We start from the raw sequence: 26205 nt of genomic DNA, 5'->3' as shown, positions 1-26205 counted from the left end.
TCAGTTGGCCTCGTCCGCAGGGGTTGCGCCGACCGCTGGCGTCACGCCGGGCTTGATCCACCAGGTGTCGATGCCGATGTCGTACTTGGGCGATACCTTGGGGTGGCCGATGTGGTTCCAGTAGGCCACGCGCCAGGTCTTGATGTGCCAGTTGGGGATCACGTAGTAGCCCCACAGCAACACGCGGTCGAGTGCGCGGCAGTGGTCGATCAGGCTCTGGCGCGAATCGGCATTGATCAATTGTTCCACCAGCTGGTCGATGGCCGGGTCGCGCAGGCCGATGAAGTTGCGGCTGCCGGGGTTGTCGGCGGCGGCGCTGGACCAGAACTCGCGCTGCTCGTTGCCCGGCGAGTTGGACTGCGGGTAGCCGCCGACGATCATGTCGTAGTCGCGTGAACGCAGGCGGGTAATGTACTGCGACACGTCGACCCGGCGGATATTCAGCTCGATACCGAGGTCGGCGAGGTTGCGCTTGAACGGCAGCAGGATACGCTCGAACTCGGTCTGTGCCAGCAGGAACTCGATGCTCACCGGCTTGCCCTGGGCGTCGACCATCTTGTCGTCGACGATTTTCCAGCCGGCTTCCTGCAGCAGCTTGTAGGCCTGGCGCTGCTGTTCGCGGATCATCCCGCTACCGTCGCTGACCGGGTTGTGGAAGGCCTCGCTGAACACCTGCTCGGGCACTTTGCCGCGCAGCGGTTCGAGGATTTTCAGCTCGCTGGGGCTGGGCAGGCCGCGGGCGGCCATTTCCGAGTTCTCGAAGTAGCTGCCGGTCCGGGTGTAGGCACCATTGAACAGCTGCTTGTTGGTCCATTCGTAGTCCAGCAGCAGGCTCAGCGCCTGGCGCACGCGGATATCCTGGAACACCGGGCGGCGGATGTTGAAGATGAAGCCCTGCATGCCGGTGGGGTTGCCGTTGGGCAGCTGTTCCTTGATCAGGCGGCCGTCGCGTACCGCGGGTACGTCGTACGCCGTGGCCCAGTTTTTCGCGCTGACTTCCAGCGCATAGTCGAACGCCCCTGCCTTCAATGCTTCGAGGGCGACAGTGGTATCGCGGTAGGAATCGAAGGTCATCACATCGAAGTTATAGAAGCCGCGGTTGATCGGCAGGTCCTTGGCCCAGTAATCCTTGACCCGCTCGTAGCGTATCGAGCGCCCGGCTTTCACTTCGGCGACCTTGTACGGGCCGCTGCCCAGCGGGATTTCCAGGTTGCCGCGGTTGAATTCGCGGTTTTCGTACCAGTGCTTGGGCAGTACCGGCAGTTGCCCGAGAATAAGCGGCAGCTCGCGGTTGTTCCGGTGCTTGAAGCGGAACAGCACCTTCAGCGGGTCTTCGGCGACCACTTCGGCAACGTCGGAGTAATACTGGCGGTACAGCGGCGCACCGTCCTTGATCAGGGCATTGAAGGTGAATACCACGTCGTCGGCGCGCATCGGGTGGCCATCGTGGAAGCGTGCTTCCGGGCGCAGGTAGAAACGCACCCAGCTGTTGTCCGGGGCCTTCTCGATCTTGCCGGCCACCAGGCCGTATTCGGTGAACGGCTCATCCTGGCTCTGGCGCATCAGGGTGTCGTAGATGATGCTGATGTTCTCGGCCGACACGCCCTTGTTGATGAACGGGTTGAGGCTGTCGAAGCCGCCGAAGCTGGATTGGCGGAAGGTGCCACCCTTGGGCGCCTCGGGGTTGACGTAGTCGAAATGCTTGAAGTCGGCCGGGTATTTGGCCGGCTCGTCGTACAGGGTGAGTGCATGTTGCGGTGCGGCCAGGGCGGGAAGGCTCAGGCAGGCAAGCAACAGGCTGCCGGCCAGCCGGCGCAGGCGGTGCGTTGGCATCATTGGGCTTTCTCCGAAGTCTTGATCCACCAGCTGTTCAGCCCGAGGGTGTAGGGCGGCGTGGTGACGAAGGCGAACCGGTTGCGGTAGGCCAGGCGATGATTGTCGAGGTACCAGTTGGGGATCATGTAGTACTGCCATGAGAGCACGCGGTCCAGGGCGCGGGCGGCAGCCACCTGGTCATCGCGGGTGCGGGCGGCGAGCAGGGTGTCGAGCAGGTGGTCGACCACCGGGTCGCGGACCCCAGCATAGTTCTTGCTGCCCTTGGTCGTGGCCTGGCTGGAGTGGAAGTACAGCCATTGTTCAAGGCCAGGGCTCAGGGTCTGGTTCAAGGTCATCAGGATCATGTCGAAATCGAACTGGTCCAGGCGCTGTTTGTACTGGGCGCGGTCGACCGTGCGCAAATGTGCATCGATGCCGATGCTGGCCAGGTTTTCCACATAAGGCTGCAGGATGCGTTCAAGGTTGGGGTTGACCAGCAGCAGCTCCATGCGCAGTTGCTGGCCCTTGCTGTCGACCAGGCGCTGGCCATCGAGCTTCCAGCCGGCCTCGGCAAGCAGGCCGAGGGCCTGGCGCAGGGTCTGGCGGCCGATGCCGCGGCCATCAGTCTGGCTGATCTTGTACGGTTCGCTTAACAGCCTGGCCGGCAACTGGTCGCGGAACGGTGCCAGCAGCAGCCATTCCTTGCCGGTGGGCAGGCCGCTGGCGGTGAAGTCGCTATTGGGGTAGTAACTGGTCGAGCGGCGGTAGGCACCGCTGAACAGTGCGCGGTTGGTCCACTCGAAGTCGAGCATCAGCCCCAATGCCTGGCGCACCCGTGGGTCGCTGAAGGTCGCCCGCCGGCTGTTCATGAACAAGCCCTGGGTCTGGGTCGGGATGCGGTGCGGGATCTGCGCCTTGATCACCTCGCCACGGCGCACGGCGGGGAAGTTGTAACCGTTGGCCCAGTTCTTTGCCTGGTGCTCGATATAGATGTCGAATTCGCCGGCCTTGAACGCTTCGAAGGCCACCGTGGCATCGCGATAGAACTCATATTCGACGCGGTTGAAGTTGTACTTGCCACGGTTCACCGCCAGGTCCTTGCCCCAGTAGTTCTTCACCCGCTCGAACACCAGCCGGCGCCCGGGCTGGACCTCGGTGATGCGGTAGGGGCCGCTGCCCAGCGGCGGCTCGAAGGTGGTGGCCTTGAAGTCGCGTGTTTGCCAGTAGTGCTTGGGCAGTACCGGCATCTCGCCCAGGCGCAGGATCAGCAGCGGGTTGCCGGCGCGCTTGAAGACGAAGCGGATGCGCAGCGGGCCAAGGATATCCACCCGCTGCACTTCCTGCAGGTTGGTGCGGTAGATCGGGTGGCCGTCCTTGAGCAGCGTGCGGTAGGTGAAGGCCACGTCTGCCGAGGTGATCGGCTTGCCGTCGTGCCAGCGCGCTTCCGGGCGCAGGTTGAACACCACCCAGCTGCGGTCCTCGCTGTACTCCACTGAACGCGCGATCAGGCCGTAGCTGGAGGTCGGCTCGTCGCCGGACGGGTCGTACTGGCCGGTGCCGACCATCAGCGGCTCGTTCAGCTCGCTGATGCCGTATTGCTGGAAGTTGGGCGTGGTAATCGGGCTCGACCCCTTGAAGGTGTAGGGGTTGAGGGTGTCGAAGGTACCGAAGGCCATGGCCCGCAAGGTGCCGCCCTTGGGCGCATGCGGGTTGACCCAGTCGAAATGGGTAAATGTGGCTGGGTATTTGAGCGTGCCGAACTGCGCGTATCCGTGGCTTTCGCTCACCATCGCGGCTGCGGGAAAGCTCAAGGCCAGGCTGAGTGACAGCAGGAGGGGACGTATCAAGTCGGCATCCGATCCAGAGGCGTTGGGCTTTGATCGGGGTACAGTAACAGCTTGGTGGGGTTGGAAAAAGAGAGGTTTTGAAGGTGGGGTGGGCGAGCGTGCCTGCTTCTCTCCAACGGGCATGACGCGGTAGCTGTAGGAGCGGCCTTGTGTCGCGACAGGGCCGCTCCTACAGGGGTAGTGCCAACTGTAGGAGCGGATTTATCCGCGAAGCAGGCGACGCATAGGCTGGCACCGGCTGTGCCGGTGATCGCGGCTGAAGCCGCTCCTACAAGGACTGCGTCGTTTCTGTCGAGGTCAATGCGAGAGGTAGACGGTCAGGGTCTGGCCTGGCTTCAGGGCGTGACCGCTACGCGGGTTCCAGCGCTTGAGGTGTTGCATTTCAACGTTGAAGCGCTTGGCCACCAGGTACAGCGAGTCGCCCTTGCGCACCTTGTATTGGGTGGAACGCTTGCCGGATGCTGCTACCCGGTTGGCAGCTGCGCTTGGCGCATTGCCGCCGCGCAGGGCCAGCACCTGGCCAGCGCGTACGCTGTTGCCAGAGAGCCGGTTCCAGCGCTTGATGTCCTTGACCGAAACGCGGTTGGCCTTGGCAATGCTGCCCAGGTTGTCGCCGCGCTTGACCCGGTAGCTGCGCGCCGCCACCGGTGCCTGGGCTTCGGCCGCGGCACGGGCGAACACGGCCTGGTTCGGCTGCAGGCTGACCAGTTGCTCGGGCTTGAGGTTGGACAGGCTGTCGCTCAGCAGCTGCGCTTTTGCGGTCGGCACCAGCAGTTGTTGCGGGCCGTCCACGGTCATGCGTTTCTTGTACGCCGGGTTGAGCTGGATCAGCTCGTCCTCGTCGATGTTGGCGAAGGCGGCCACACGCGACAGGTCGAGGCGGTCGTTGATGGCCACCGCCTCGAAGTAGGGTTCGTTGGCGATCGGGTTGAGGTTCACGCCATAGGCTTCCGGCGTCAGCACCACCTGCGACAAGGCCAGCAGCTTGGGCACGTAGTCGCGGGTTTCCTGGGGCAGCGGCAGGTTCCAGTAGTCGGTCGGCAGGCCGAGCCGTTCGTTGCGTTCGATGGCGCGGCTGACCGTGCCTTCGCCGGCGTTGTAGGCGGCCAGGGCCAGCAGCCAGTCACCGTTGAACATGTCGTGCAGGCGGCTGAGGTAGTCCAGCGCGGCGTTGGTCGAGGCGGTCACGTCGCGACGGCCATCGTAGAAGTTGGTCTGGCGCAGGTTGAAATGACGACCGGTGGACGGGATGAACTGCCACATGCCCGCGGCGTGGGCGCGCGAGTAGGCCATCGGGTTGTAGGCGCTTTCGATGGCTGGCAGCAGGGCCAGTTCCAGCGGCATGTCGCGCTCTTCAAGGCGCTCGACAATGTAGTGCAGGTAGAGGCTGCCGCGCTCGCCGGCGGTTTCGATGAAGCTCGGGTTGCTGGCGAACCACAGGCGCTGCTGTTCGATGCGCGGGTTGACGTCGATGTTGTCCTGCAGGGCAAAGCCCTGGCGCATGCGTTCCCACACGTCCTGTGGCGGCTGCTCGGCCGGCTTGACCTGCAACGGGGATGGCTTGTGCTTGATCCGTGCCTGGTAGTTGTGCGCGCGAACGCTATCGGATTCGTCGAGCTGACGGGTGCTCTGGCAGCCCACCAGGGTGGCGGCCAGGGCCAGCGCACTGATTTGGGCCAGGCGCGTCAGGGCGACGGAATGAGAGGTTCTGCGGCTACGTGAAGACATCGGCTGACACAGGTTTCCGGGCGAAAAATTTCGGCGATTCTAGAAACCGCTCCGGGCCGGGTCAACCGTTGAGCCTCGCTTGCGATATATCTTGGGGTTATCAGAAGCCGTCCTTCCAAGACCTCAAGGCAGCAAAAACAGCGACATGCGAGGGGTTTGATTGTCCCTTCCATTCGTCTGCTTTTTGTTTAACTAATGTTTCAGAGGTGCGCAGGAAGGGGTTGGTCAGGCGTTCCAGGCCGATCGTTGATGGCAAGCTGATGCGATTGTCGGCGCGCAAGCGGGCAACGTCAGCGAACCGTTGCTGAACATGCTGGTTGCCCGGTTCCACGGCCTGGGCGAAGCGCAGGTTGCTCAGGGTGTATTCGTGGGCGCAGTACACCTCGGTGGGCGCGGGGAGCGCCGCCAGCCGAGCCAGGGCCGGCTGCATCTGTTCGGCGGTACCCTCGAACATGCGTCCGCAACCGGCGGCGAACAGGGTGTCGCCACTGAACAGCACGGGCGTTGCCGGCTGGTCGCTGAAGTAGGCGATATGGCCGAGGGTGTGGCCGGGCACTGCCAGTACCTGGAAGGTCACATCCAGCACGGTCACCTGGTCGCCGTCGTCCAGCGCCAGGTCACGGCAGGGAATGCGTTCCCGGGCCGGGCCGCACACCCGCGCCCCGGTCAGTTGCTTGAGCCGTTCCACGCCGCCGACGTGGTCATTGTGATGGTGGGTGACGAGGATGTCGCTCAGCACCCAGCCCGGGTGCGCCGACAGCCAGCCTTCCACTGGGCCGGCATCTCCCGGATCGACCACCGCGCAGCGGCGTTTGGCAGTATCCTGTAACAACCAGATGTAGTTGTCGGAGAAAGCGGGGAGAGCATCGATCTGTATCATGGTGCGGATCCGATTCGCCTAGCGTGGCACATGAGGGCATCTTAGCCGCGATGGCGCGGTGCGAGAACCTTCGAGGGAGAGCGCAATGACCGACCAAGCCTTTGCCCAGGCCGACCCGGACTGGGTCGAGCTGATCAGCCTGGCCCGTGAGTGGTTCAACGGCCCACTCGGCCAACTGATGCTCAAGGAAGAGGAAAAACTGCTGGAAGAAGAGCTCGGGCGCTTCTTCGGTGGCTATCTTGTGCATTACGGGCCGTGCGCCGAGCCGCCACCCAGTGCCCCTCAGGTGCAGCGCAACGTGCGCGTGGGGGCGCCGCTGCCAGGGGTGGAAATCGTCTGTGAAGAACAGGCCTGGCCGCTGAGCGAGCACGCCGCCGACGTGGTGGTGCTGCAGCATGGCCTGGATTTCAGCCTGTCGCCCCACGGCCTGCTGCGCGAGGCCGCCAGCGCGGTGCGCCCTGGCGGGCACCTGCTGATCGTCGGCATCAACCCATGGAGCAGCTGGGGCGTGCGCCATCTGTTCAGCCATGGCGCCTTGCGCAAAGCCCGCTGCATCTCGCCTTCGCGGGTGGGTGACTGGCTCAACCTGCTGGGCTTCGCGCTGGAGAAACGCCGCTTCGGGTGCTATCGTCCGCCGCTTGCCGCCACGGCCTGGCAGCAGCGCCTGGCAGGCTGGGAACGCCTGGCCGGGGGCTGGCAGGGTTCCGGTGGCGGCGTCTACCTGCTGGTGGCGCGCAAGATGGTGGTAGGCCTGCGGCCGCTGCGCCCGGAGCGTCGCGAACCGATGGGCAAGCTGCTGCCGCTGCCGCTGGCCAAGGTCAACCGCACGGCGGTCAATCCGGACACTGAAAAGCACTGAACATGAGTGGTACATGAGCGAAAGCGTCGAGATGTTTACCGATGGTGCCTGCAAGGGCAACCCTGGCCCGGGCGGTTGGGGAGTCCTGATGATCTACAAGGGCGTCGAGAAGGAACTGTGGGGCGGCGAACGCGAAACCACCAACAACCGCATGGAACTGATGGCGGCGATCCAGGGGCTGATGGCGCTCAAGCGCGAATGCGAGGTGGTGCTGACCACCGACTCGCAGTACGTGATGAAAGGCATCAACGAATGGATGGTCAACTGGAAAAAGCGCGGCTGGAAGACCGCCAGCAAGGAACCGGTGAAGAATGCCGACCTGTGGCAGTTGCTGGATGAACAGGTCAACCGCCACCAGGTGACCTGGAAATGGGTGCGTGGGCATATCGGCCACCCCGGCAACGAACGCGCCGACCAGCTGGCCAACCGCGGGGTCGATGAGGTGCGCGCGCAGCGCTGAGCTGGGGTACAATCGCCGCCTTTGTAACTGATGCAAGTTGGAGCGCCCTGCGTGGAGCAGCAGCAAGATAAGCGGTTTGTCATTCTCGATACCGAAACCACGGGTATGCCGGTCAGCGAAGGCCACCGGATCATCGAGATCGGCTGTGTCGAGGTGATCGGTCGGCGCCTGACCGGGCGGCATTTCCACGTCTACCTGCAGCCGGACCGCGAGAGTGACGAGGGCGCCATCAACGTCCACGGCATCACCGATGCCTTCCTGGTCGGCAAGCCACGCTTCGCCGATGTCGCCGAGGAATTCTTCGAATTCATCCAGGGCGCCACGCTGGTCATCCACAACGCGGCGTTCGACGTTGGCTTCATCAACAACGAGTTCGCCCTGCTGGGCCAGCACGACCGCGCAGACATTTCCCAGCACTGCACCGTGCTGGACACCCTGCTGCTGGCGCGCGCGCGCCACCCGGGGCAGCGCAACAGCCTCGATGCCCTGTGCAAACGCTACGACATCGACAACTCGGGCCGTGAGCTGCACGGCGCACTGCTCGACTCGGAACTGCTGGCTGACGTCTACCTGGCGATGACCGGTGGCCAGACCAGCCTGTCGCTGGCGGGCCACGGCGCTGACGCCGACGGTGACGGGCAGGCGGCTGGCGGCAGCGAGATCCGCCGGATTGTCGGGCGTACGCCCGGGCCGGTGATCATGGCCACTGCCGAGGAGCTGGAAGCGCATGCCGAGCGCCTGGCAGCGATTGCCAAGTCGGCCGGTGGGCCCTCGATGTGGCAGGTTCTAACCGAGACGCCAGCCGGTTGATAGCCTGCTGGTGGGCGATGCGGTCGCTGTAGGAGCGGCCTTGTGTCGCGAAGGGGCGCAACGCGGCCCCAACAGTTTTTGCATTCAAACCGAAAGCCCGGGGCCGCTTTGCGGCCCTTTCGCGACACAAGGCCGCTCCGACAGCTAACCTCATTGGGACGCCACGTCCTTCGGAGGTAGCCACCTGATGTACAAGGACCTCAAGTTCCCCATCCTCATCGTCCATCGTGCCATCAAGGCCGACAGCGTCGCCGGCGAGCGTGTGCGCGGTATCGCCGAGGAGCTGAGCCAGGACGGCTTCACCATCATCAAGGCTGCCGACCACGCCGAAGCGCGCCTGGTGGCTACCACCCACCACGGCCTGGCCTGCATGCTGATCGCCGCCGAAGGCGTCGCCGAAAATACCCACCTGCTGCAGAACATGGCCGAGCTGATCCGCCTGGCTCGCCTGCGGGCGCCCAACCTGCCGATCTTCGCCCTCGGCGAACAGGTCACCCTGGAAAACGCCCCCGCCGAAGCCATGAGCGAGCTCAACCAGCTGCGCGGCATTCTCTACCTGTTCGAAGACACCGTGCCGTTTCTCGCGCGCCAGGTGGCGCGTGCGGCGCACAGCTACCTCGATGGCCTGCTGCCGCCGTTCTTCAAGGCCCTGGTGCAGCACACCGCGCAATCCAACTATTCCTGGCACACGCCGGGCCACGGCGGTGGCGTGGCCTACCGTAAAAGCCCGGTGGGCCAGGCCTTCCACCAGTTCTTCGGGGAAAACACCCTGCGCTCGGACCTGTCGGTTTCGGTGCCCGAACTGGGCTCGCTGCTCGACCACACCGGCCCCCTGGCCGCAGCCGAGGCCAGGGCGGCGCGCAACTTCGGTGCCGATCACACGTTCTTCGTGATCAATGGCACCTCCACCGCCAACAAGATCGTCTGGCACGCCATGGTCGGCCGTGACGACCTGGTACTGGTGGACCGCAACTGCCACAAGTCGGTGGTGCATGCGATCATCATGACTGGCGCGATCCCGCTGTACCTGTGCCCCGAGCGCAACGAACTGGGGATCATCGGGCCGATCCCGCTCAGTGAATTCAGCCCCGAGTCGATCCAGGCGAAGATACAGGCCAACCCGCTTGCACGCGAACGCGGGCAGCGCATCAAGTTGGCAGTGGTGACCAACTCTACCTACGACGGCCTGTGCTACCACGCCGGGCTGATCAAGCAGACCCTGGGCGCCAGTGTCGAGGTGCTGCACTTCGACGAAGCCTGGTTCGCCTATGCGGCGTTCCATGGCTTCTTCACCGGGCGCTATGCCATGGGCACGGCCTGCGCGGCAGATAGCCCGCTGGTGTTCAGCACCCATTCCACCCACAAGCTATTGGCCGCATTCAGCCAGGCCTCGATGATTCACGTGCAGGACGGCGCCAGGCGCCAGCTGGACCGGGACCGCTTCAACGAAGCGTTCATGATGCACATTTCGACTTCGCCGCAGTACAGCATCCTCGCCTCGCTGGACGTGGCCTCGACCATGATGGAAGGCCCGGCCGGGCATTCACTGCTGCAAGAGATGTTCGACGAGGCCCTGAGTTTCCGCCGCGCCCTGGCCAACCTGCGCGAGCACATTGCCGCAGACGACTGGTGGTTCAGCATCTGGCAGCCGCCGGGCGCCGAAGGCATCCACCACCTGGCCGCGCAGGACTGGCTACTGCAGCCGGGCGCGGAGTGGCATGGGTTTGCCGAAGTGACCGATGACTATGTGCTGCTCGACCCGCTGAAAGTGACGCTGGTGATGCCTGGCCTGACTGCGGGCGGTGCGTTGGGCGAACATGGCATCCCGGCGGCGGTGGTCAGCAAGTTTCTCTGGGAACGCGGGCTGGTGGTGGAGAAGACCGGCTTGTACAGCTTCCTGGTGCTGTTCTCCATGGGCATTACCAAGGGCAAGTGGAGCACGTTGCTCACCGAGTTGCTGGAGTTCAAACGCCACTATGACGGCAATACACCACTAAACGACTGCCTGCCCAGCGTGGTGGCGGCCGATGCGTCGCGCTACCAGGGCATGGGCTTGCGCGAGCTGTGCGACCAGTTGCATGGCTGCTACCGCGCCAATGCCACGGCCAAGCAACTGAAGCGGCTGTTCACCCGCTTGCCGGAAGTGGCCGTGAGCCCGGCCAGGGCCTATGACCTGATGGTGCGCGGCGAGGTGGAGGCGGTACCGATCGAGGCGCTGTCGGGGCGGGTGGCGGCGGTGATGCTGGTGCCGTACCCGCCGGGCATTCCCTTGATCATGCCAGGGGAACGGTTCACCGAAGCGACCCGCTCGATACTCGACTACCTGGCCTTTGCCCGGGCGTTCAACCAGGGCTTCCCCGGCTTTGTCGCCGACGTGCACGGCCTGCAGAACGAAAGTGGCCGCTACACGGTGGACTGCATCAAGGAATGCGAATGATCTCGACGCCGCTGCGGGCCAGTTCGAAGCGGTTTTCACCCAGGTGGTTGACCTTGTCACCGATGGCCAGGCGGTAGGTGGTGATGGGCGTGCCCAGCGTGCTGCCGTCCACTTGCAGGGTCGACTCCTGGAACTCGTGCACGGGGTAGATGCGGCCTTCGGCGTCACGGGCGTGGAATTGGCCGACCATTACTGCTGCCATTTGGGTGAAAACCTCTGAATTGCGTAGGGAATGTCTGAACGGATAGACCGTGGAACCGCGTTGGAAGTTTTCGTCCTGCGGAAAAAAAACCAAAGTGGCGAACGACGGTCATCTATAACTACAACGTCCCTTTACCCAGCAAAGGTTGGAATTGCCATGACCCAGGTGTATTCGGTAGCAGTCGTCGTCGGTAGCTTGCGCAAGGACTCCTACAACCGCAAGGTTGCCCGCGCGCTCTCGGAGCTGGCGCCGTCCAGCCTGGCGCTGAAGATCGTCGAGATCGGTGACTTGCCGTTGTACAACGAGGATGTCGAGGCCGATGCGCCACCGCCATCGTGGAAGCGTTTTCGCGATGAGATCCGCCGCAGCGATGCGGTGCTGTTCGTCACCCCGGAATACAACCGCTCGGTGCCGGGCTGCCTGAAGAACGCCATCGATGTCGGTTCGCGGCCCTACGGGCAAAGTGCCTGGAGTGGCAAGCCGACGGCGGTGGTCAGTGTGTCGCCGGGAGCCATTGGCGGCTTTGGCGCCAACCATGCCGTGCGCCAGTCGCTGGTTTTCCTGGACATGCCTTGCATGCAGATGCCCGAGGCCTACATTGGTGGGGCGGCGAGCCTGTTCGACGATGCCGGCAAGCTCAACGACAAGACTCGGCCGTTCCTGCAGGGTTTCATCGACAAGTTTGCTTCGTGGGTGAAGTTGAACAGGGCAGTTTGACCTGCCTTCAGCCATCAGCGTTGAGCGCACGACCGCTGTAGGAGCGGCCTTGCGTCGCGAACGGGCTGCGCAGCAGCCCCGGCAATTCACGTTACGATGCTGAAATTGTGGGGCTGCTGCGCAGCCCTTTCGCGACGCAAGGCCGCTCCTACAACGGCGGTTCAGCGGAAGCTGTAGGAAACCCCGGCATACACTGCAAACCCTTCGCCCGGTGTCGAGCGGGCAACGTCCTTGCCTGCATCGTTGTAGCCGGGTGTTACCGTTGCCGCATAGCGCTGGTTGGTCAGGTTGCGCAGGTCTAGCCAGGTCTGCCAGTCCTGTTTCGGTGAATTCCAGCCAAGGCGCGTGCCGAGCAAGGCATAGGCGTCGGCGTGGAAGCTGTTGGCGTAGTCCACCTGCACCTTCGACGCCATTTGCGTATTCACCCCCGCGTAGAAGCCACTTGGCCAGTCATAGCGCAGCTCGGCCTGGTAGTAGTGCATCGGGATGCCGGGCAGGCGGTTGTCGCCGAACTGGTCGTCGTCGCGGTAGTGGAAGTCACTGAACGTGTAGGCCTGGCGCAAGCTGAGCCTGCCAGTCCCGGCGCGTTCCCACAGTGTGCTGTCGAGGCCGGCTTCCAGCCCCTGGTGCACGGTGGCGCTGGCGTTGAATTCCTTGGCCGGTGCGCCTTGCATGATTTCCACGGCGAGCAGTTCATGGCGGACCTGCGCGTAGTACCAGGCCAGGTCCCAATGGCCTATTGCCGCATCGCCGCGCGCACCCAGTTCCAGGGTGGTGGCGGTCTGGTTCTGCATTTCGATCGGCTGGTAGGCAGTTGGCGCACTCCAGATCAGCGACCAGGGATGCGGCGGTTCGACCGAGCGGCTCAGGTTGCCGTACACCTGCAAGTCCGGGCGGATGTCATAGCGCAGCCCCAGGCGAGGTGCATAGTCCCAGTCATGCATACTCACCTTGCCGCCCTCGGCAGGGTAGGTGACCGCGCTTTCGCGGCGGGTGTAGATCATCGCCAGGCCGCTGGTCAGCCACAGGTCCGGGACCAGCTCCAGGTCGTTGCCGAAATGCACCACGGTGTCCGAACCCTGGTAGGTGAAGTCTCGGCTGCGTGCACCGAACCTATCGCCAGTGCGCGCGAACTGCGAAGCGCCGCTGTTGGGCAGGTGCTTGGTGGTGCGCCAGCCGACGGTGGTCCTGCTGTCATGGCCGAACAGCGTGTCGCGGCGGAAGTAGTTCAGGGTGCCGCTGACATCGGTGTAGGCCACCTTCAGGCGCATCGGGCCTTCGCGCAGGTCCATCGGGTAGTCATGGTAGACCAGGCCGGCTTCCAGGCGTGCATCGTCGTCGAGGTAGAAGGTGGTCTTGTTGCCCAGCCAGGTGCTGCCCGGCTGGGGGCGGCTGTCATCGCGGGCCAGGTAGTTCGGGTTGGCAGCGCGCGGGTGGTGCTTGATCTGCTCCTTGGTCAGGCCCCCGGGCAGTTGGTTCTCGGTTTCCCGGTAGCGCAGGTAGAAGCGGGTTTCCAGGTCAGGGTTGAAACGGTAGCCAAAGTTGGCGGCAACGCCCTTCGCACTGCCGCTGCTGTGCGCCTGGTAGCCGTCATATTCCGAATCGGTCAAGGCCAGGTAATAGTCGAGATTGCCCACTACCTGGCCCGAACTGACCTGGCGGTGCTGGTAGCCACGGCTGCCGACTTCGTAGCGCACCTGCAGCGGCGCGGCGTCGTAGCCGCTGTGGGTGATGTAGTTGAGCGCTCCGCCCAGGGCCAGCGCGCCGTGGTCGAAGCCATTGGCGCCGCGCAGCACTTCGGCACGGCTCAGCCACAGCGGCTCGAACAGTTCGTAGGGGGTACCGCCCGGGCCGGTCAGGGGCAGGCCGTCGAACATCGTGTACACCCCGGAGCCATGGGCCCCTGGGGCGCGGTTGATGCCTGAACCGCGGATCGACAACTTGATGCCATCGTTGCCCGCCGACTGGGCGAATACCCCCGGCTGGTAGGCCAGCACGTCCTGGTTGCTGGCGAGCCGGCCCTGTCCGGCACGCTGCATGTCCACCAGGTTACTGGCCCCTGGCACCTCGCGCAGGCGTTCGCTGGCTGCGCTCAGGTCATTCTGCTCCTCGTCGGTGATCAGCACCTGGTCCAGCTCGACCGAGGAGGCTGCCGCAGGCTGGTTGGCAGCCAAGGCAGCCAGCAGGCCGAGGCAGGACGATAGGGGCAAAACGCAACGCATGGTACGACTCCAGGTGACAGGGCAAATGACAACGGCGTTGAGACGAGCGAAATCACCCTTGAAGCACGAAGAAACTCGGCAAATTTGCCGCAGGTTCGGTTAGGTGGTTTTGTACGAAAGTTCGCTACAAGCCGCAGTGGTGGAGCCGCACGGCAAGCGCTTCGTAAGGTGGCCGCAGACCGGCAGCGATGCCTCTCTCAATCACCTGCGGAGTTCAACCATGAATGACCACGCACGACATTCGCAGCACCCCCTGGCGGACGCCCCGGTTCGCCTGACGCCACGTGAACAGCAAGTCCTGTTGTGGTGCGCCTACGGCAAGAGTTCCTGGGAAATCGGCCAGATCCTGGCGTGCAAGGAATCGACGGTGAACTTCCACGTGTCGAACATCCTGCGCAAGTTCGATGTGCCCACGCGGGTGGCAGCAGTGATCAAGGCCATTCGCTACGGCATGTTGGCCGGGCAGTGAGGGGCGACCATGGGCAGCGATCCTCTGTTTCCACGTTTTGCCGACAACCATGACCCGTTCTGGCCTCGCATAGACCTCGGCAGGCTGCGCGAGCGGCTGCTGCTGCAGCCGTCGGTCAGCGAAACCGCGTTGGCAGTGGCCGCCCGTTGCGCGGTCATCGACGCGGCACGCGAGTTCGCCCATTGGCGAGCGGTGCTGCGCAGGCGAGGTTACAAGCGCCTCGAGGATGTCGCCAGGCATGACCATGGGCGCGCATTGCGGGTGTGCTACTTGCGCTTTATCGAGGCTGCGGTCCGCCACAACCTGGGATCGACGGCGTGCTTGCCCACTGCACGTGGAGGGCGCAAGCATGCCTGAAGCCGAGCTGTTCGACACGCCGTGCGCCGCGCTCGTGGCGTTGCTGGAAATGGATGGCGATGTGCTGTTTGCTGCGCTACTCGGCGCACTGCTGGTGAGTGCGGCGCGTGACCGCTTGATCACCAATACCGCCAGGCGCCTGAAACTGGGCCAGAAGCTGCTGCTGGTATTCGTCACCGTCGGGGTGGGCCACTTGTTCGAGCCGCTGGTGTCGTCACTGACGCCCTTGTTGACACGCGGCATGGCGGCATTCGTGGCTGCGGTGGTGGTGATCCCGATCAGCCTCAAGGTCATGGTCTGGCTGGATACACTGGACCCGCGCGAGCTCATCCAGCGCTGGCGGAACCGGGGCTAGCCGGTGGCTGACCCGGCCAGCGCATTCAGTTGCTGTTCCAGTTGCTGGATGCGTTGCTTGTCCTTGATCAGCAGCAGGATGGCCTGGCGATCAGCCGGCGCTAGCGTGCGCAGCCGCGTGAGCATGTCGTGCTCCCAGTCGGCGTCATCCACGGCTGAGCTGGCGGGGGCGGCTTCGCCCAGCAGCAGCCAGTCCAGCGAGCAACCATGTTGCCGGGCCAGGTCTACGCACAGCGAATAGGGAATGCTGTCGCGCACCTTCCAGCTGCTCAGGGTTTGCGGGCTGATCGACAACTTGCGCGAGAGTTCGGCATCGGTCTTGGCGCCGGTCAGAAGCTTGAGGCGGGTGAGCACTGCAGCAAGTACATGAGTACTCATAACAGATATCCATGACTGGTTTAATGATATTCCATGGGCTTAAACTACTCGTTATGAATACAGCCCTGCATTTTAAGGAGCATTTCTGCAATGAGAAACATTGAACTGAAGAATAATCTCAAGTTTGCAGCCAATACTGACACAGCTGAACGATTATTCTTAGAGAGCCTGGCGGTGAATCATGCTTGCAGGTACTTGCCGTGAGTACCTACAAGCTGGTTTGCCCGCATTGCCACAGCCGAATGCGCATACGCACCAGCGAAGGGCGCCATATTTTCCTGCGCATTGCCTATTTGCAATGCACAACCGAGGCGTGTGGCTGGTCAGTGCGTGCCGAATTCGAAATGACCCACGAACTCTCACCCAGCGGCATGCCCAACCCGGAAGTTTACCTGCCTTCGGCCAATGGTGAGTTGCGCAGGGCGGCGTTGCCGACGGTAACCCAGGGAGCCGCTGATGAATGAGCTGCCACTGGACCCGATGAAACGACCTGCAGCGAAAACAAGGCAGATAAAAAAACACCCCGCATGAGCGGGGTGTCTTGTTTTGCCGGGACGATCAGCCGATCAGTTGCAGGCCCGCCTGCTGGACCATTTCCAGCAGCGGTTGCGGGTACACGCCAAGCACGAAGGCGAGAATGGCGATGGCCAGCAGCATCACGCCGCCAGTGCGCTGTTCCCACTTCAGCGGGGCGTCGTGGCGACGCAGGTTCGGCTCGACCAGGTACAGGGTGACCATGACGCGCAGGTAGTAGTAGACGCCGATGGCGCTACCGATCACCAGCGCACCGACCAGCCACCACAGGTGCGACTCGACGCCAGTGGCGATGATGTAGAACTTGCCGATGAAGCCGGCGGTCAGCGGGATGCCGGCCAGCGACAGCATCATCACGGTGAGGACCGCGGTCAGGTACGGGCGGCGCCAGAACAGGCCGCGGTACTCGTACAGCGCATCGGCGTCACGGCCGCCGTATGGCGACGACATCAGGGTGATGACACCGAATGCGCCAAGGCTGGTGATCACGTAGGTGACCAGGTACACGCCCATGGCTTCCAGGGCCAGGCCCTTGCTGGCAACCAGGGCGATGACCAGGTAGCCGAAGTGGGCGATGGACGAGTAACCGAGCAGGCGCTTGAGGTTGCTCTGGGTCAGTGCCAGCAGGTTACCGATCAGGATCGAGGCCACGGCAATTACCGCCAGCACGGTGCTCAGCACGCCGCTGCTGGCAGCAGGGGAGAGCATGAACAGGCGTACCACCACGGCGAACACCGCCACCTTGCTGGCGGTGGCCAGGAACGCGGCGACCGGCGCCGGGGCGCCTTCGTAGACGTCCGGGGTCCACAGGTGGAACGGTACCAGCGACAGCTTGAAGGCCAGGCCGACCAGCATCATCGCCAGGCCCAGCTGGGCCAGCAGGCTTGGCATGCTGGTGGCGGCCAGGGCCTTGCCGATCTGGTCGAAGCTCAGGCTGCCGGCGTCGGCGTACAGCAGGGCCATGCCGAACAGCAGGAACGCCGAGCCGGCAGCCGACAGCACCATGTACTTGATGCCGGCCTCGAGCGAGCGCTTGTTGAAGAAGGCATACGCCACCAGGCCGTAGACCGGTACCGACAGCAGCTCCAGGCCGATGAACAGGCCGGCCAGGTGGTTGGCGCTGACCAGCACCAGGCCGCCGAGGGCCGACATCAGCAGCAGCAGGTAAAGTTCTTCACGGTTGCCCGGGAAGCCCTTGGAGCCTTCGCCGAGGTAGGCGTGGGCGAGGGTGACGCAAGCCAGCGTCGCCACCAGCATGATCGCCATGTACAGGCAGGCGAACTTGTCGATGGTCACCAGCGAGGTGACCGCCAGCGGCGCGACCTTCAGCGCCGGCAGGATCGACAGCAGGGCCAGGTTGAGGCCCACGGTGGACAGCAGGAAGGTCTGCGAGTGGTTGCGCTTCCAGGCGATCGCCAGCATCACCACCACCGTGGTGATGGTGGTGATCAGCATCGGCGCCAATGCGATGAAGTGTTGAGTGGTGAATTCCATAGCGCTCTTACCGGGCCGAAGCGAGTTGAGTGAAAGCGGAACCGAGCCACTGCTGCACACCACTCATGGTGGCGGCAGAGGTGTCGAGGAACGGCTGCGGATACACGCCCAGCAGGATCAGCAGTACTGCCAGACCCAGGACCATGATCAGCTCGCGACCGTCCATGCCGGCCAGCACGCTGTCGGCCTTGGCCGGGCCGAAGTAGGCGCGGTGGATCATGATCAGCGAGTACACCGAACCGAACACCAGGCCAGTGGTGGCGATCACGGTGATCCACGGCACGCTGGCGAAGCTGCCGATCAGGATCAGGAATTCGCCGACGAAGTTGCCGGTGCCGGGCAGGCCCAGGGAGGCGGCGGCGAAGAACAGGCTGATGGCCGGCAGGTAGGCGATGCGGTGCCACAGGCCGCCCATTTCGCGCATGTCACGGGTGTGCAGGCGCTCGTACAGCTGGCCGGCCAGGATGAACAGCGCGGCAGCCGACAGGCCGTGGGCCAGCATCTGGATCACCGCGCCTTGCAGGGCCTGCTGGCTGCCGGAGTAGATACCGATCAGCACGAAGCCCATGTGCGAGACGCTGGAGAAGGCCACCAGGCGCTTGATGTCGGTTTGCGCGAAGGCCAGGAAGGCACCGTAGAAGATACCGATCAGGCCCAGGGTCATGGCGATTGGCGCGAACTCGGCCGAGGCATTCGGGAACAGCGGCAGGGCGAAGCGCAGCAGGCCGTAGGCCGCGGTCTTCAGCAAGATACCGGCGAGGTCCACCGAACCTGCGGTCGGCGCCTGGGCGTGGGCGTCAGGCAGCCAGGAGTGGAACGGCACCACCGGCAGTTTCACCGCGAAGGCGATGAAGAAGCCCAGCATCAGCAGGTACTCGGTACCGGCTGGCAGTTCGGCTTTCAGCAGGTCGCTGTAGTTGAAGGTGATCACCCCGGTGTTGGTGTAGTTGACCAGCACCAGGCCAAGGATCGCCACCAGCATGATCAGGCCGCTGGCCTGGGTGAAGATGAAGAACTTGGTCGCCGCGTAGATCCGGGTCTTCTTGCCGTCTGCCGAGCTGTGACCCCAGAGCGCGATGAGGAAGTACATCGGCACCAGCATCATTTCCCAGAAGAAGAAGAACAGGAACAGGTCCAGGGCCAGGAACACACCGACCACGCCGCCGAGGATCCACATCAGGTTGAGGTGGAAGAAGCCGACGTGGCGCTGGATTTCCTTCCAGGAGCACAGTACCGACAGCACACCGAGCAGGCCGGTGAGCAGGATCATCAGCAGCGACAGGCCGTCGAGGGCCAGGTGGATGCTGATGCCGAAGCGCTGGATCCACTGGACTTTGTATTCCAGGGCCCAGGCCGGCTCGGCGCCCGGAGCAGGGGCGAGGGTGTAGTCGCCGTTAGCCCACAGCCACAGGCCGATGCCGAGCAGCAGGGACATGGTCAGCAGCGCGATCCAGCGCGGCAGGGTGGCGCCGAAGCGCTCACCCAGCCAGCACAGGAAGCCGCCGATGAAGGGGATCAGGATCAGCCAAGGCAAAATCATGACGGGTTGGTTTCCTTTGGCAAAGTCGCAAGATTCATAGTCATACCGCAGCCACTACCACGGCACCGAGCACCAGCACGGCACCCACGGCGATAGAGGCGGTGTACCAGCGCAGCTGGCCAGTCTCGGTCTTGCTCATGGCTACGTGGCCGCCACGCGCCATCCGAGGAATCAGGCCGATGGTGCGGTCAACCGGGTCCTTGCGCAGGATATGGCTGATCAGCAGGTACGGTTTGACGAAGAGCTTGTCGTAGATCCAGTCGAAGCCCCAGGCAGCGAACCACCAGGCCGACAGGACACGGCCGATGCCACTGTTGGCCACGGCGCTGACGAAGCGGCGCTTGCCCAGGAACAGCAGGGCCGACAGCAGGATACCGGCGATGGCGATGGCACCCGAGGTGATCTCCAGCGCGTGCTTGGCTTCGCCACCGGCGTGGCCGGCGCTTTCCGGCAGCACGCCTGCCAGCGGCGGAGTGATCCAGGCGCCGACGAAGGTCGACAGCACGATCAGCACGCCCAGCGGCAGCCAGTGGCTGATGCCGTGGCCCGCGTGGGCTTCGGTCTTGGCTTCGCCGTGGAAGGCGATGAAGATCAGGCGGAAGGTGTACAGCGAGGTCATGAACGCGCCGACCAGGCCGGCATACAGCAGGCCGGTGTTGCCGCTGGCGAAGGCTTCCCAGAGGATCTCATCCTTGGAGTAGAAGCCCACGGTCACGATCGGCAGGGCGGCCAGGGCAGCACCACCGACCACGAAGCTGGCGTAGGCCAGCGGCAGTTTCTTCCACAGGCCGCCCATCTTGAAGATGTCCTGCTCGTGGTGGCAGGCAACGATCACCGCACCGGAAGCCAGGAACAGCAGGGCCTTGAAGAAGGCGTGGGTCATCAGGTGGAAGATCGCCGCGTCCCAGGCACCCACGCCCAGGGCGAGGAACATGTAGCCGATCTGGCTCATGGTCGAGTAGGCGAGGATACGCTTGATGTCGGTCTGCACCAGCGCGGCGAAGCCGGCCAGTACCAGGGTCACGCCACCGACCACGCCGACCAGGTGCAGGATGTCCGGGGCCAGCAGGAACAGGCCGTTGGTACGGGCGATCAGGTACACGCCCGCGGTCACCATGGTTGCCGCGTGGATCAGTGCCGAGACCGGGGTCGGGCCGGCCATCGCGTCGGCCAGCCAGGTCTGCAGTGGCAGCTGCGCCGATTTACCGACCGCACCACCCAGCAGCATCAGCGTGGCCAGGACCATCCAGGTGTCGCCAGCCTGGAACTTCTGCGGTGCCAGCACCAGCAGCTGCTGCACGTTCAGGGTACCCAGCTGGGCGAACAGGATGAACAGGCCGATGGCCATGAACACGTCGCCGATGCGGGTGACGATGAACGCCTTGAGTGCCGCGTTACCGTTGTTGCGGTTGCTGTAGTAGAAACCGATCAACAGGTATGAGCACAGGCCCACGCCTTCCCAGCCGAAGTAGATGAACAGCAGGTTATCGCCCAGCACCAGGAACAGCATGCTGGCGATGAACAGGTTGGTGTAGGCGAAGAAGCGCGAATAGCCGGTTTCGCCGCGCATGTACCAGGAGGCGAACAGGTGGATCAGGAAACCGACACCGGTGACCACGCCGAGCATGGTCACCGACAGGCCGTCCAGGTACAGGGTGAAGTTCGGCGCGAAGCCGTCCACCGACATCCACTGCCACAGCAGCTGGCTGTACGCGCCGCCTTCCGGCGGGGCGACGTTGAACTGCCAGATGACGTAGGCAGCCACGGCGGCCGACAGGCCCACCGAGCCGACGCCGATCAGGGCCGACAGGTTCTCCGAGAAGCGCCCGCGCGAGAACGACAGCAGCAGGAAGCCGAGGAGGGGGAAGACGAAAGTCAGGAAGAGAAGGTTCATCCGCGCATCTCACTGGCAGCATCGATGTCGAGAGTGTGGAAGCGGCGATACAGCTGCAGCAGGATGGCCAGGCCAATACTGGCCTCGGCGGCTGCCAGGCTGATCACCAGAATGAACATCACCTGGCCGTCGGGCTGGACCCAACGGGCACCGGCGACGATGAACGCCAGGGCAGAGGCGTTCATCATGACTTCCAGGCTCATGAGCACGAAGAGGATGTTGCGGCGGACCATCAGGCCAACCAGACCTAAGCAGAACAGGATGCCGGCGACCGCCAGACCATGCTCGAGAGGGATAGCACCCATGATTTACTCCTTCGCCTCGTTGCGGCCCAGGTGGAAGGCGGTGACGGCTGCAGCCAGCAGCAGCATCGACGCCAGTTCGACCACCAGCAGGTACGGGCCGAACAGGCTGATGCCCACGGCTTTAGGGCCCACGGTGGTACCGCTGATGGCGGCGCCGCTCGGGGCGACGAACAGCACGTACAGCAGCTCCAGCAGCAGCAGGGCGGCGAGGATCACCGGCCCGGCCCAGATGCCGGGCTTGAGCCAGCCGCGTTCCTGGGCGACCGAAGCCGGCCCGAGGTTGAGCATCATCACCACGAACACGAACAGCACCATGATGGCGCCGGCGTAGGCGATCACTTCCAGGGCGCCGGCGAACGGCGCACCCAGGGCGAAGAAGATCATGGCCACGGAAATCAGCGAAATGATCAGGTAAAGCAAGGCGTGCACGGGGTTGGTACCGGTCACCACCCGAAGGGTGGAGAGCACGGCGATCCCGGATGCGAAGTAGAAAGCGAATTCCATCTTTCTGTCCTTATGGGAGCAAGCTCTTCACGTTGATCGGCTCGGCTTCGTTCTGCGCAGCGCCTTTCGGCTTGCCAGCGATCGCCATACCCGCAACACGGTAGAAGTTGTAGTCAGGGTTCTTGCCGGGGCCGGAGATCAGCAGATCTTCTTTCTCGTACACCAGGTCCTGACGCTTGAACTCGGCCATTTCGAAATCCGGAGTCAGCTGGATCGCGGTGGTCGGGCACGCTTCTTCACACAGGCCGCAGAAGATGCAGCGCGAGAAGTTGATGCGGAAGAACTCCGGGTACCAGCGGCCGTCCTCGGTCTCGGCCTTCTGCAGCGAGATGCAGCCGACCGGGCAGGCCACCGCGCAGAGGTTGCACGCCACGCAGCGCTCCTCGCCATCGGGGTCGCGGGTGAGGACGATGCGGCCGCGGTAGCGCGGCGGCAGGTACACGGGTTCTTCGGGGTACTGCAGGGTATCGCGCTTGCGGAACCCGTGGGAGAACACCATGGCCAGGCTGCGCAGCTGGGTGCCGGTGCCCTTAACGATGTCGCCGATATACTTGAACATGGGTCAAATCCTCACTGGGCCGCGACGGCTGGCGCGTTGTAGAGCACGAGCGCAGCGGTCACCAGCAAATTGATCAGGGTCAGCGGCAGGCAGAACTTCCAGCTGAAGTCCATCACCTGGTCATAGCGTGGGCGCGGGATCGAGGCGCGCAGCAGGATGAACAGCATGATGAAGAACGCGGTCTTCAGCGCGAACCACAGGAACGACAGCTGCGGCAGGATGCCGAACGGGCCGTGCCAGCCGCCGAAGAACAGGGTTACCAGCAGCGCCGAGATGAGGATGATGCCGATGTACTCACCGACGAAGAACATGCCCCATTTCATGCCGGCATACTCGATGTGGTAGCCGTCGGCCAGTTCCTGTTCCGCTTCCGGCTGGTCGAACGGGTGACGGTGAGTCACGGCGACGCCAGCGATGAAGAAGGTGCAGAAGCCGAAGAACTGCGGAATGATGAACCACAGGTTCTGTGCCTGGTAGTCGACGATGTCGCGCATGTTGAACGAGCCCACCTGCACCACCACGCCCATCAGCGCCAGGCCCAGGAACACTTCGTACGACACGGTCTGGGCCGAGGCACGCAAGCTGCCCAGCAGGGCGTACTTGTTGTTCGACGACCAGCCGGCGAACAGCACCGCGTACACCGACAGGCCGGCCATGGCGAAGAAGAACAGCAGGCCGATGTTCAGGTCGGCGACGCCCCAGGTCGGGGTGATCGGGATGACCACGAAGGCGATCAGCAGGGCGCTCATGGCCACGACCGGTGCCAGGGTGAAGATCACGCGGTCGACGAAGGGTGGGTTCCAGTCTTCCTTGAAGAACATCTTCAGCATGTCGGCAGCGATCTGGAACATGCCGAACGGGCCGACGCGGTTCGGACCGTAACGGTCCTGCCACCAGCCCAGCAGGCGACGCTCGACGAAGCTGAGCAGCGCACCGGAGACCACCACCGCCAGCAGGACCACGATGGCCCGCAGCACGGAAAGGATCACATCGATCACTTCGGGGGTGAACCAGCTCATTGTGCTGCCTCCTGCAGACCTTCGACGGATGCACCGAAGATGGCCGGCGGAATGCCGGCCAGGCCTTTCGGCAATGCGACCAGGCCAGCGCCCAGCTGTTCATTGATGCGCAGCGGCAGGCGCAGGGCCACACCGCCGACCGTCAGGCTCAGCAGGGCGCCGTCGTTGACACCCAGGCGGTCGGCTTCGGACTTGGCCAGGGCCACGTAGGCAGCCGGGATGCGCTCTTGCACCGGGGCGGCGCGCGAGGAGCTTTCTTCGCTGCCGAACAGGTGGAAGAACGGCACCGCAGTCCAGCTGCCACGGGCCGGGTTGAAGGCCCCCGGAATGCGGGTGAACCAGTTCAGGCGGTCGCCTTGCGATTCGATCAGGCGTACGCCCGGGTCACCGGCGCGCAGGTGGCCACCGACCTCGTCCTGGAACTTGTTCCAGGCCTGCGGCGAGTTCCAGCCCGGCGACCAGGCGAACGGCACCTGCTGGCGCGGTTCGGCAGAGCCCGAGTAGCCTTCCATGGAGAAGGCGAACGCGGTGTCCTTGTCCTGCGGGGTACGCGGCTCGTGCACGCTGATGTTGGCGCGCATGGCGGTACGGCCGGAATAGCGCAGCGGTTCGCGGGCCAGCTTCAGGCCCTTGATGCGGAACGCGGCAGACGGCGCGGCGTTGACGATGCCGGCCAGTTGCGGGGCGGCTTCGGCGCAGGCGCTGGTGACGTGGTCCAGCTGGGTCCAGTCGACCGGCTTGTTCAGCAGGGTGGCACGCAGGGCGTGCATCCAGCGCCAGCCTTCGTGAACCAGGATGCTGCTGTCCAGGTACTGCGGGTCGAACACCTGGAAGAAGCGCTGGGCACGGCCTTCCTGGCTGACCAGGGTACCGTCGCCTTCGGCGAACGAGGCAGCCGGCAGAACCAGGTGCGCGCGGTCGACGGTCGCGGTTTTCGAGTGGTCGGCAACGATCACCACCTTGGCCGCGGCCAGGGCTGCGTCGACCTTGGCGGCCGGTACGCGGGCGTACAGGTCGTTTTCCAGCACCACGATGGCGTCGGCCTTGCCGCTGATGACGGCATCCAGCGCAGCGTCGACGGACTCGCCACCGAGCATGGCCATGCCCAGGCTGTTGGCTTCAGGCACCACCAGGCTCAGCGAACCGTTCTTCTCACGCAGCTTCAGGGCCTTGGCGATGTTGGCCGCGGCTTCGATCAGCGCCGGGTCGGCCAGCGAGGTACCGGCGACTACCAGTGGGCGCTGGGCAGCGACCAGGGCGTCGGCGATGCGCTGGGCCAGTGCTTGCGCTTCGGCGTCCAGGCCGGCAACGGCAGGCGCGCTCGGGTCGATGGCGTGGGCCACGGCGAAACCGATGCGGGCCAGGTCGGCCGGGGCGGCGTGCACGCATTCTTCGGCGACGTCGTCCAGCTTGGTTTCCGCCAGCGAAGCGATGAACAGCGGGTACAGCGCGTGCTGGCCGATGTTCTTCACCGCCGCGTCGAGCCACGGCTGCACCTTCATCGCTTCGGCCATGGCCTCGGCCTTGCCCTTGGTGGCCTGGCGCACGGCCAGGGCGACGCGGGCAGCGGTCTGGGTCAGGTCTTCGCCGAGCACGAACACGGCGTCGTGGTCTTCGATGTCGCGCAGGGTCGGCACTGGCAGCGGGCTGTTGTTCAGCACGTCGAGGGCCAGACGGACGCGGGCCAGCTCGCCGGCTTCGATACCCGAGTAGAAGTACTCGGCGCCGACCAGCTCACGCAGGCCGTAGTTGCTTTCCAGGCTGGCGCGCGGCGAGCCGATACCGACGATGGTACGCCCGCGCAGCAGGTCGGCGGCCTTGTCCAGGGCAGCGTCCAGGCTCAGCTTGGTGCCGTCGGCCAGTTGTGGCTGGCGTGGGCGATCCTTGCGGTTGACGTAGCCGTAGCCGAAGCGGCCACGGTCGCACAGGAAGTACTGGTTGACCGAACCGTTGAAGCGGTTTTCCACCCGGCGCAGTTCGCCGTAGCGCTCGCCCGGGCTGATGTTGCAGCCGCTGGAGCAGCCGTGGCAGATGCTCGGGGCGAACTGCATGTCCCACTTGCGGTTGTAGCGCTCGGAGTGGGTCTTGTCGGTGAACACGCCGGTCGGGCAAACCTCGGTCAGGTTGCCGGAGAATTCGCTTTCCAGCACGCCGTCTTCGACGCGGCCGAAGTACACGTTGTCGTGGGCGCCGTATACGCCCAGGTCGGTACCACCGGCATAGTCCTTGTAGTAGCGCACGCAGCGGTAGCAGGCGATGCAGCGGTTCATCTCATGGGCGATGAACGGGCCGAGGTCCTGGTTCTGGTGGGTACGCTTGGTGAAACGGTAGCGGCGCTCGTTGTGGCCGGTCATTACCGTCATGTCCTGCAGGTGGCAGTGACCGCCTTCCTCGCACACCGGGCAATCGTGCGGGTGGTTGGTCATCAGCCATTCGACGACGCTGGCGCGGAACGCCTTGGACTCTTCATCGTCGATGGAGATCCAGGTGCCGTCGGAGGCAGGGGTCATGCAGGACATGACGATACGACCACGGGTGTCGTTCTCGTCGGTGTACTGCTTGACCGCGCATTGCCGGCAGGCGCCAACGCTACCGAGCGCCGGGTGCCAGCAGAAATAAGGGATGTCGAGGCCGAGCGACAGACAGGCCTGTAACAGGTTGTCTGCACCGTTGACTTCGAGCGCTTTGCCGTCTACGTGGATAGTGGCCATTGTTCAAAGTTCTTCGTTGGCCCGCGTGAGCGGGCGTGGCTAATGGAAATCGGTGAGCTTGCGACACGCCACGAATGAATCGGGCCTGTCGGCAAGCTGGCGAGTGGCAC

The 26205-nt window shown here is 64.1% G+C and carries 24 protein-coding genes; 9 read left to right on the top strand and 15 right to left on the bottom strand.

Annotated elements, in window-relative coordinates; genetic code table 11:
- The 4 genes from HG549_RS17145 to gloB all read right to left on the bottom strand — a co-directional run bounded on the left by HG549_RS17145 (position 1) and on the right by gloB (position 6270).
- Positions 1-1836, bottom strand: a complete 1836-nt coding sequence (locus tag HG549_RS17145; protein WP_170030778.1) for an extracellular solute-binding protein — start codon at positions 1834-1836, stop codon at positions 1-3.
- Positions 1833-3662: an extracellular solute-binding protein gene (locus HG549_RS17140; protein WP_218576015.1), complete on the bottom strand. Its 1830-nt coding sequence runs from the start codon at positions 3660-3662 to the stop codon at positions 1833-1835. Before HG549_RS17140 ends, HG549_RS17145 begins: the two co-directional genes overlap by 4 nt.
- Before the next feature lie 297 nt (positions 3663-3959).
- Positions 3960-5390, bottom strand: coding sequence for a lytic transglycosylase domain-containing protein (locus HG549_RS17135; protein WP_170030776.1), 1431 nt, complete (start codon positions 5388-5390; stop codon positions 3960-3962).
- A 100-nt stretch (positions 5391-5490) separates the two neighbouring features.
- Complete coding sequence (gene gloB, locus HG549_RS17130) at positions 5491-6270, bottom strand: hydroxyacylglutathione hydrolase (RefSeq protein ID WP_170030774.1); 780 nt, start codon at positions 6268-6270, stop codon at positions 5491-5493.
- Between the two features lie 85 nt (positions 6271-6355).
- Here gloB and HG549_RS17125 point away from each other — a divergent pair, with 85 nt between their 5' ends.
- The 4 genes from HG549_RS17125 (at position 6356) to HG549_RS17110 (ending at position 10836) form a co-directional block, all read left to right on the top strand.
- Complete coding sequence (locus HG549_RS17125) at positions 6356-7129, top strand: class I SAM-dependent methyltransferase (protein WP_170030772.1); 774 nt, start codon at positions 6356-6358, stop codon at positions 7127-7129.
- Between the two features lie 13 nt (positions 7130-7142).
- Positions 7143-7589: a ribonuclease HI gene (rnhA, locus tag HG549_RS17120; RefSeq protein WP_170030770.1), complete on the top strand. Its 447-nt coding sequence runs from the start codon at positions 7143-7145 to the stop codon at positions 7587-7589.
- A 51-nt stretch (positions 7590-7640) separates the two neighbouring features.
- Entirely contained in the window at positions 7641-8399 is a 759-nt protein-coding gene (gene dnaQ, locus HG549_RS17115) for a DNA polymerase III subunit epsilon (RefSeq protein WP_170030768.1), read from the top strand.
- Between the two features lie 187 nt (positions 8400-8586).
- Positions 8587-10836 (top strand): Orn/Lys/Arg decarboxylase N-terminal domain-containing protein, encoded by a 2250-nt coding sequence (locus tag HG549_RS17110; protein WP_170030766.1) that lies wholly within the window; start codon positions 8587-8589, stop codon positions 10834-10836.
- Here HG549_RS17110 and HG549_RS17105 read toward each other — a convergent pair.
- Complete coding sequence (locus HG549_RS17105) at positions 10820-11038, bottom strand: hypothetical protein (protein ID WP_170030764.1); 219 nt, start codon at positions 11036-11038, stop codon at positions 10820-10822. The genes HG549_RS17110 and HG549_RS17105 overlap by 17 nt on opposite strands.
- Before the next feature lie 156 nt (positions 11039-11194).
- Between HG549_RS17105 and HG549_RS17100 the strand changes: the two genes are divergently transcribed.
- Positions 11195-11755, top strand: a complete 561-nt coding sequence (locus tag HG549_RS17100) for an NADPH-dependent FMN reductase (RefSeq protein WP_170030762.1) — start codon at positions 11195-11197, stop codon at positions 11753-11755.
- A gap of 161 nt (positions 11756-11916) precedes the next feature.
- Here HG549_RS17100 and HG549_RS17095 read toward each other — a convergent pair whose 3' ends face one another.
- Positions 11917-13977, bottom strand: coding sequence for a TonB-dependent receptor domain-containing protein (locus HG549_RS17095; RefSeq protein WP_170030760.1), 2061 nt, complete (start codon positions 13975-13977; stop codon positions 11917-11919).
- 220 nt (positions 13978-14197) lie between these two features.
- Here HG549_RS17095 and HG549_RS17090 point away from each other — a divergent pair, with 220 nt between their 5' ends.
- Genes HG549_RS17090 through HG549_RS17080 form a run of 3 tightly spaced genes read left to right on the top strand, consistent with a single transcriptional unit; the run spans position 14198 to position 15158 of the window.
- Positions 14198-14446, top strand: a complete 249-nt coding sequence (locus HG549_RS17090; protein ID WP_170030758.1) for a helix-turn-helix transcriptional regulator — start codon at positions 14198-14200, stop codon at positions 14444-14446.
- Between the two features lie 9 nt (positions 14447-14455).
- The gene (locus tag HG549_RS17085; protein WP_170030756.1) at positions 14456-14803 is read left to right on the top strand and encodes a head completion/stabilization protein; all 348 of its coding nucleotides are present in this window, start codon (positions 14456-14458) and stop codon (positions 14801-14803) included.
- Positions 14796-15158 (top strand): hypothetical protein, encoded by a 363-nt coding sequence (locus HG549_RS17080; protein ID WP_170030754.1) that lies wholly within the window; start codon positions 14796-14798, stop codon positions 15156-15158. Before HG549_RS17085 ends, HG549_RS17080 begins: the two co-directional genes overlap by 8 nt.
- On the opposite strand, the gene HG549_RS17075 is transcribed toward HG549_RS17080, so the two are convergent.
- Positions 15155-15535, bottom strand: coding sequence for a helix-turn-helix domain-containing protein (locus tag HG549_RS17075; protein WP_170030752.1), 381 nt, complete (start codon positions 15533-15535; stop codon positions 15155-15157). The genes HG549_RS17080 and HG549_RS17075 overlap by 4 nt on opposite strands.
- A 200-nt stretch (positions 15536-15735) precedes the next feature.
- On the opposite strand from HG549_RS17075, the gene HG549_RS17070 reads away from it, so the two are divergent.
- Positions 15736-15999 (top strand): ogr/Delta-like zinc finger family protein, encoded by a 264-nt coding sequence (locus HG549_RS17070; protein WP_170030750.1) that lies wholly within the window; start codon positions 15736-15738, stop codon positions 15997-15999.
- A 94-nt stretch (positions 16000-16093) separates the two neighbouring features.
- On the opposite strand, the gene nuoN is transcribed toward HG549_RS17070, so the two are convergent.
- From nuoN to nuoG, 8 genes are read right to left on the bottom strand one after another with little or no spacing between them, the layout of a single operon-like run.
- Positions 16094-17563 (bottom strand): NADH-quinone oxidoreductase subunit NuoN, encoded by a 1470-nt coding sequence (gene nuoN, locus HG549_RS17065; protein WP_170030748.1) that lies wholly within the window; start codon positions 17561-17563, stop codon positions 16094-16096.
- A 7-nt stretch (positions 17564-17570) separates the two neighbouring features.
- A complete protein-coding gene (gene nuoM / locus HG549_RS17060) occupies positions 17571-19103 on the bottom strand; it encodes an NADH-quinone oxidoreductase subunit M (protein WP_170030746.1) in 1533 nt (510 codons plus the stop codon).
- A 40-nt stretch (positions 19104-19143) separates the two neighbouring features.
- Complete coding sequence (gene nuoL, locus HG549_RS17055) at positions 19144-20997, bottom strand: NADH-quinone oxidoreductase subunit L (RefSeq protein ID WP_170030744.1); 1854 nt, start codon at positions 20995-20997, stop codon at positions 19144-19146.
- Positions 20994-21302, bottom strand: coding sequence for an NADH-quinone oxidoreductase subunit NuoK (gene nuoK, locus HG549_RS17050; protein WP_008096201.1), 309 nt, complete (start codon positions 21300-21302; stop codon positions 20994-20996). Before nuoK ends, nuoL begins: the two co-directional genes overlap by 4 nt.
- 3 nt (positions 21303-21305) lie before the next feature.
- A complete protein-coding gene (gene nuoJ, locus HG549_RS17045) occupies positions 21306-21806 on the bottom strand; it encodes an NADH-quinone oxidoreductase subunit J (RefSeq protein ID WP_170030742.1) in 501 nt (166 codons plus the stop codon).
- Positions 21807-21816: 10 nt separating this feature from the next.
- Complete coding sequence (gene nuoI, locus HG549_RS17040) at positions 21817-22365, bottom strand: NADH-quinone oxidoreductase subunit NuoI (protein ID WP_016488223.1); 549 nt, start codon at positions 22363-22365, stop codon at positions 21817-21819.
- An 11-nt stretch (positions 22366-22376) separates the two neighbouring features.
- Positions 22377-23384, bottom strand: coding sequence for an NADH-quinone oxidoreductase subunit NuoH (nuoH, locus tag HG549_RS17035; protein WP_170030740.1), 1008 nt, complete (start codon positions 23382-23384; stop codon positions 22377-22379).
- Positions 23381-26095 (bottom strand): NADH-quinone oxidoreductase subunit NuoG, encoded by a 2715-nt coding sequence (gene nuoG / locus HG549_RS17030; RefSeq protein ID WP_170030738.1) that lies wholly within the window; start codon positions 26093-26095, stop codon positions 23381-23383. The genes nuoH and nuoG overlap by 4 nt, the downstream gene beginning before the upstream one ends.
- Positions 26096-26205: the final 110 nt, after the last annotated feature.

It is taken from the genome of Pseudomonas sp. SK, from assembly GCF_012975065.1.
Classification (GTDB): domain Bacteria; phylum Pseudomonadota; class Gammaproteobacteria; order Pseudomonadales; family Pseudomonadaceae; genus Aquipseudomonas; species Aquipseudomonas anuradhapurensis.
Note: the sequence above shows the minus strand (reverse complement) of the source record. Positions and strands in the feature narration are given on the sequence as shown.

Coding starts and splice junctions, on each gene's coding strand:
- HG549_RS17145 (WP_170030778.1), bottom strand. CDS start 1,836: ATGATGCCAACGCACCGCCTGCGCCGGCTGGCCGGCAGCCTGTTGCTT.
- HG549_RS17135 (WP_170030776.1), bottom strand. CDS start 5,390: ATGTCTTCACGTAGCCGCAGAACCTCTCATTCCGTCGCCCTGACGCGC.
- gloB (WP_170030774.1), bottom strand. CDS start 6,270: ATGATACAGATCGATGCTCTCCCCGCTTTCTCCGACAACTACATCTGG.
- HG549_RS17125 (WP_170030772.1), top strand. CDS start 6,356: ATGACCGACCAAGCCTTTGCCCAGGCCGACCCGGACTGGGTCGAGCTG.
- rnhA (WP_170030770.1), top strand. CDS start 7,143: ATGAGCGAAAGCGTCGAGATGTTTACCGATGGTGCCTGCAAGGGCAAC.
- HG549_RS17110 (WP_170030766.1), top strand. CDS start 8,587: ATGTACAAGGACCTCAAGTTCCCCATCCTCATCGTCCATCGTGCCATC.
- HG549_RS17105 (WP_170030764.1), bottom strand. CDS start 11,038: ATGGCAGCAGTAATGGTCGGCCAATTCCACGCCCGTGACGCCGAAGGC.
- HG549_RS17100 (WP_170030762.1), top strand. CDS start 11,195: ATGACCCAGGTGTATTCGGTAGCAGTCGTCGTCGGTAGCTTGCGCAAG.
- HG549_RS17095 (WP_170030760.1), bottom strand. CDS start 13,977: ATGCGTTGCGTTTTGCCCCTATCGTCCTGCCTCGGCCTGCTGGCTGCC.
- HG549_RS17090 (WP_170030758.1), top strand. CDS start 14,198: ATGAATGACCACGCACGACATTCGCAGCACCCCCTGGCGGACGCCCCG.
- HG549_RS17085 (WP_170030756.1), top strand. CDS start 14,456: ATGGGCAGCGATCCTCTGTTTCCACGTTTTGCCGACAACCATGACCCG.
- HG549_RS17080 (WP_170030754.1), top strand. CDS start 14,796: ATGCCTGAAGCCGAGCTGTTCGACACGCCGTGCGCCGCGCTCGTGGCG.
- HG549_RS17075 (WP_170030752.1), bottom strand. CDS start 15,535: ATGAGTACTCATGTACTTGCTGCAGTGCTCACCCGCCTCAAGCTTCTG.
- nuoN (WP_170030748.1), bottom strand. CDS start 17,563: ATGGAATTCACCACTCAACACTTCATCGCATTGGCGCCGATGCTGATC.
- nuoM (WP_170030746.1), bottom strand. CDS start 19,103: ATGATTTTGCCTTGGCTGATCCTGATCCCCTTCATCGGCGGCTTCCTG.
- nuoL (WP_170030744.1), bottom strand. CDS start 20,997: ATGAACCTTCTCTTCCTGACTTTCGTCTTCCCCCTCCTCGGCTTCCTG.
- nuoK (WP_008096201.1), bottom strand. CDS start 21,302: ATGGGTGCTATCCCTCTCGAGCATGGTCTGGCGGTCGCCGGCATCCTG.
- nuoJ (WP_170030742.1), bottom strand. CDS start 21,806: ATGGAATTCGCTTTCTACTTCGCATCCGGGATCGCCGTGCTCTCCACC.
- nuoI (WP_016488223.1), bottom strand. CDS start 22,365: ATGTTCAAGTATATCGGCGACATCGTTAAGGGCACCGGCACCCAGCTG.
- nuoH (WP_170030740.1), bottom strand. CDS start 23,384: ATGAGCTGGTTCACCCCCGAAGTGATCGATGTGATCCTTTCCGTGCTG.
- nuoG (WP_170030738.1), bottom strand. CDS start 26,095: ATGGCCACTATCCACGTAGACGGCAAAGCGCTCGAAGTCAACGGTGCA.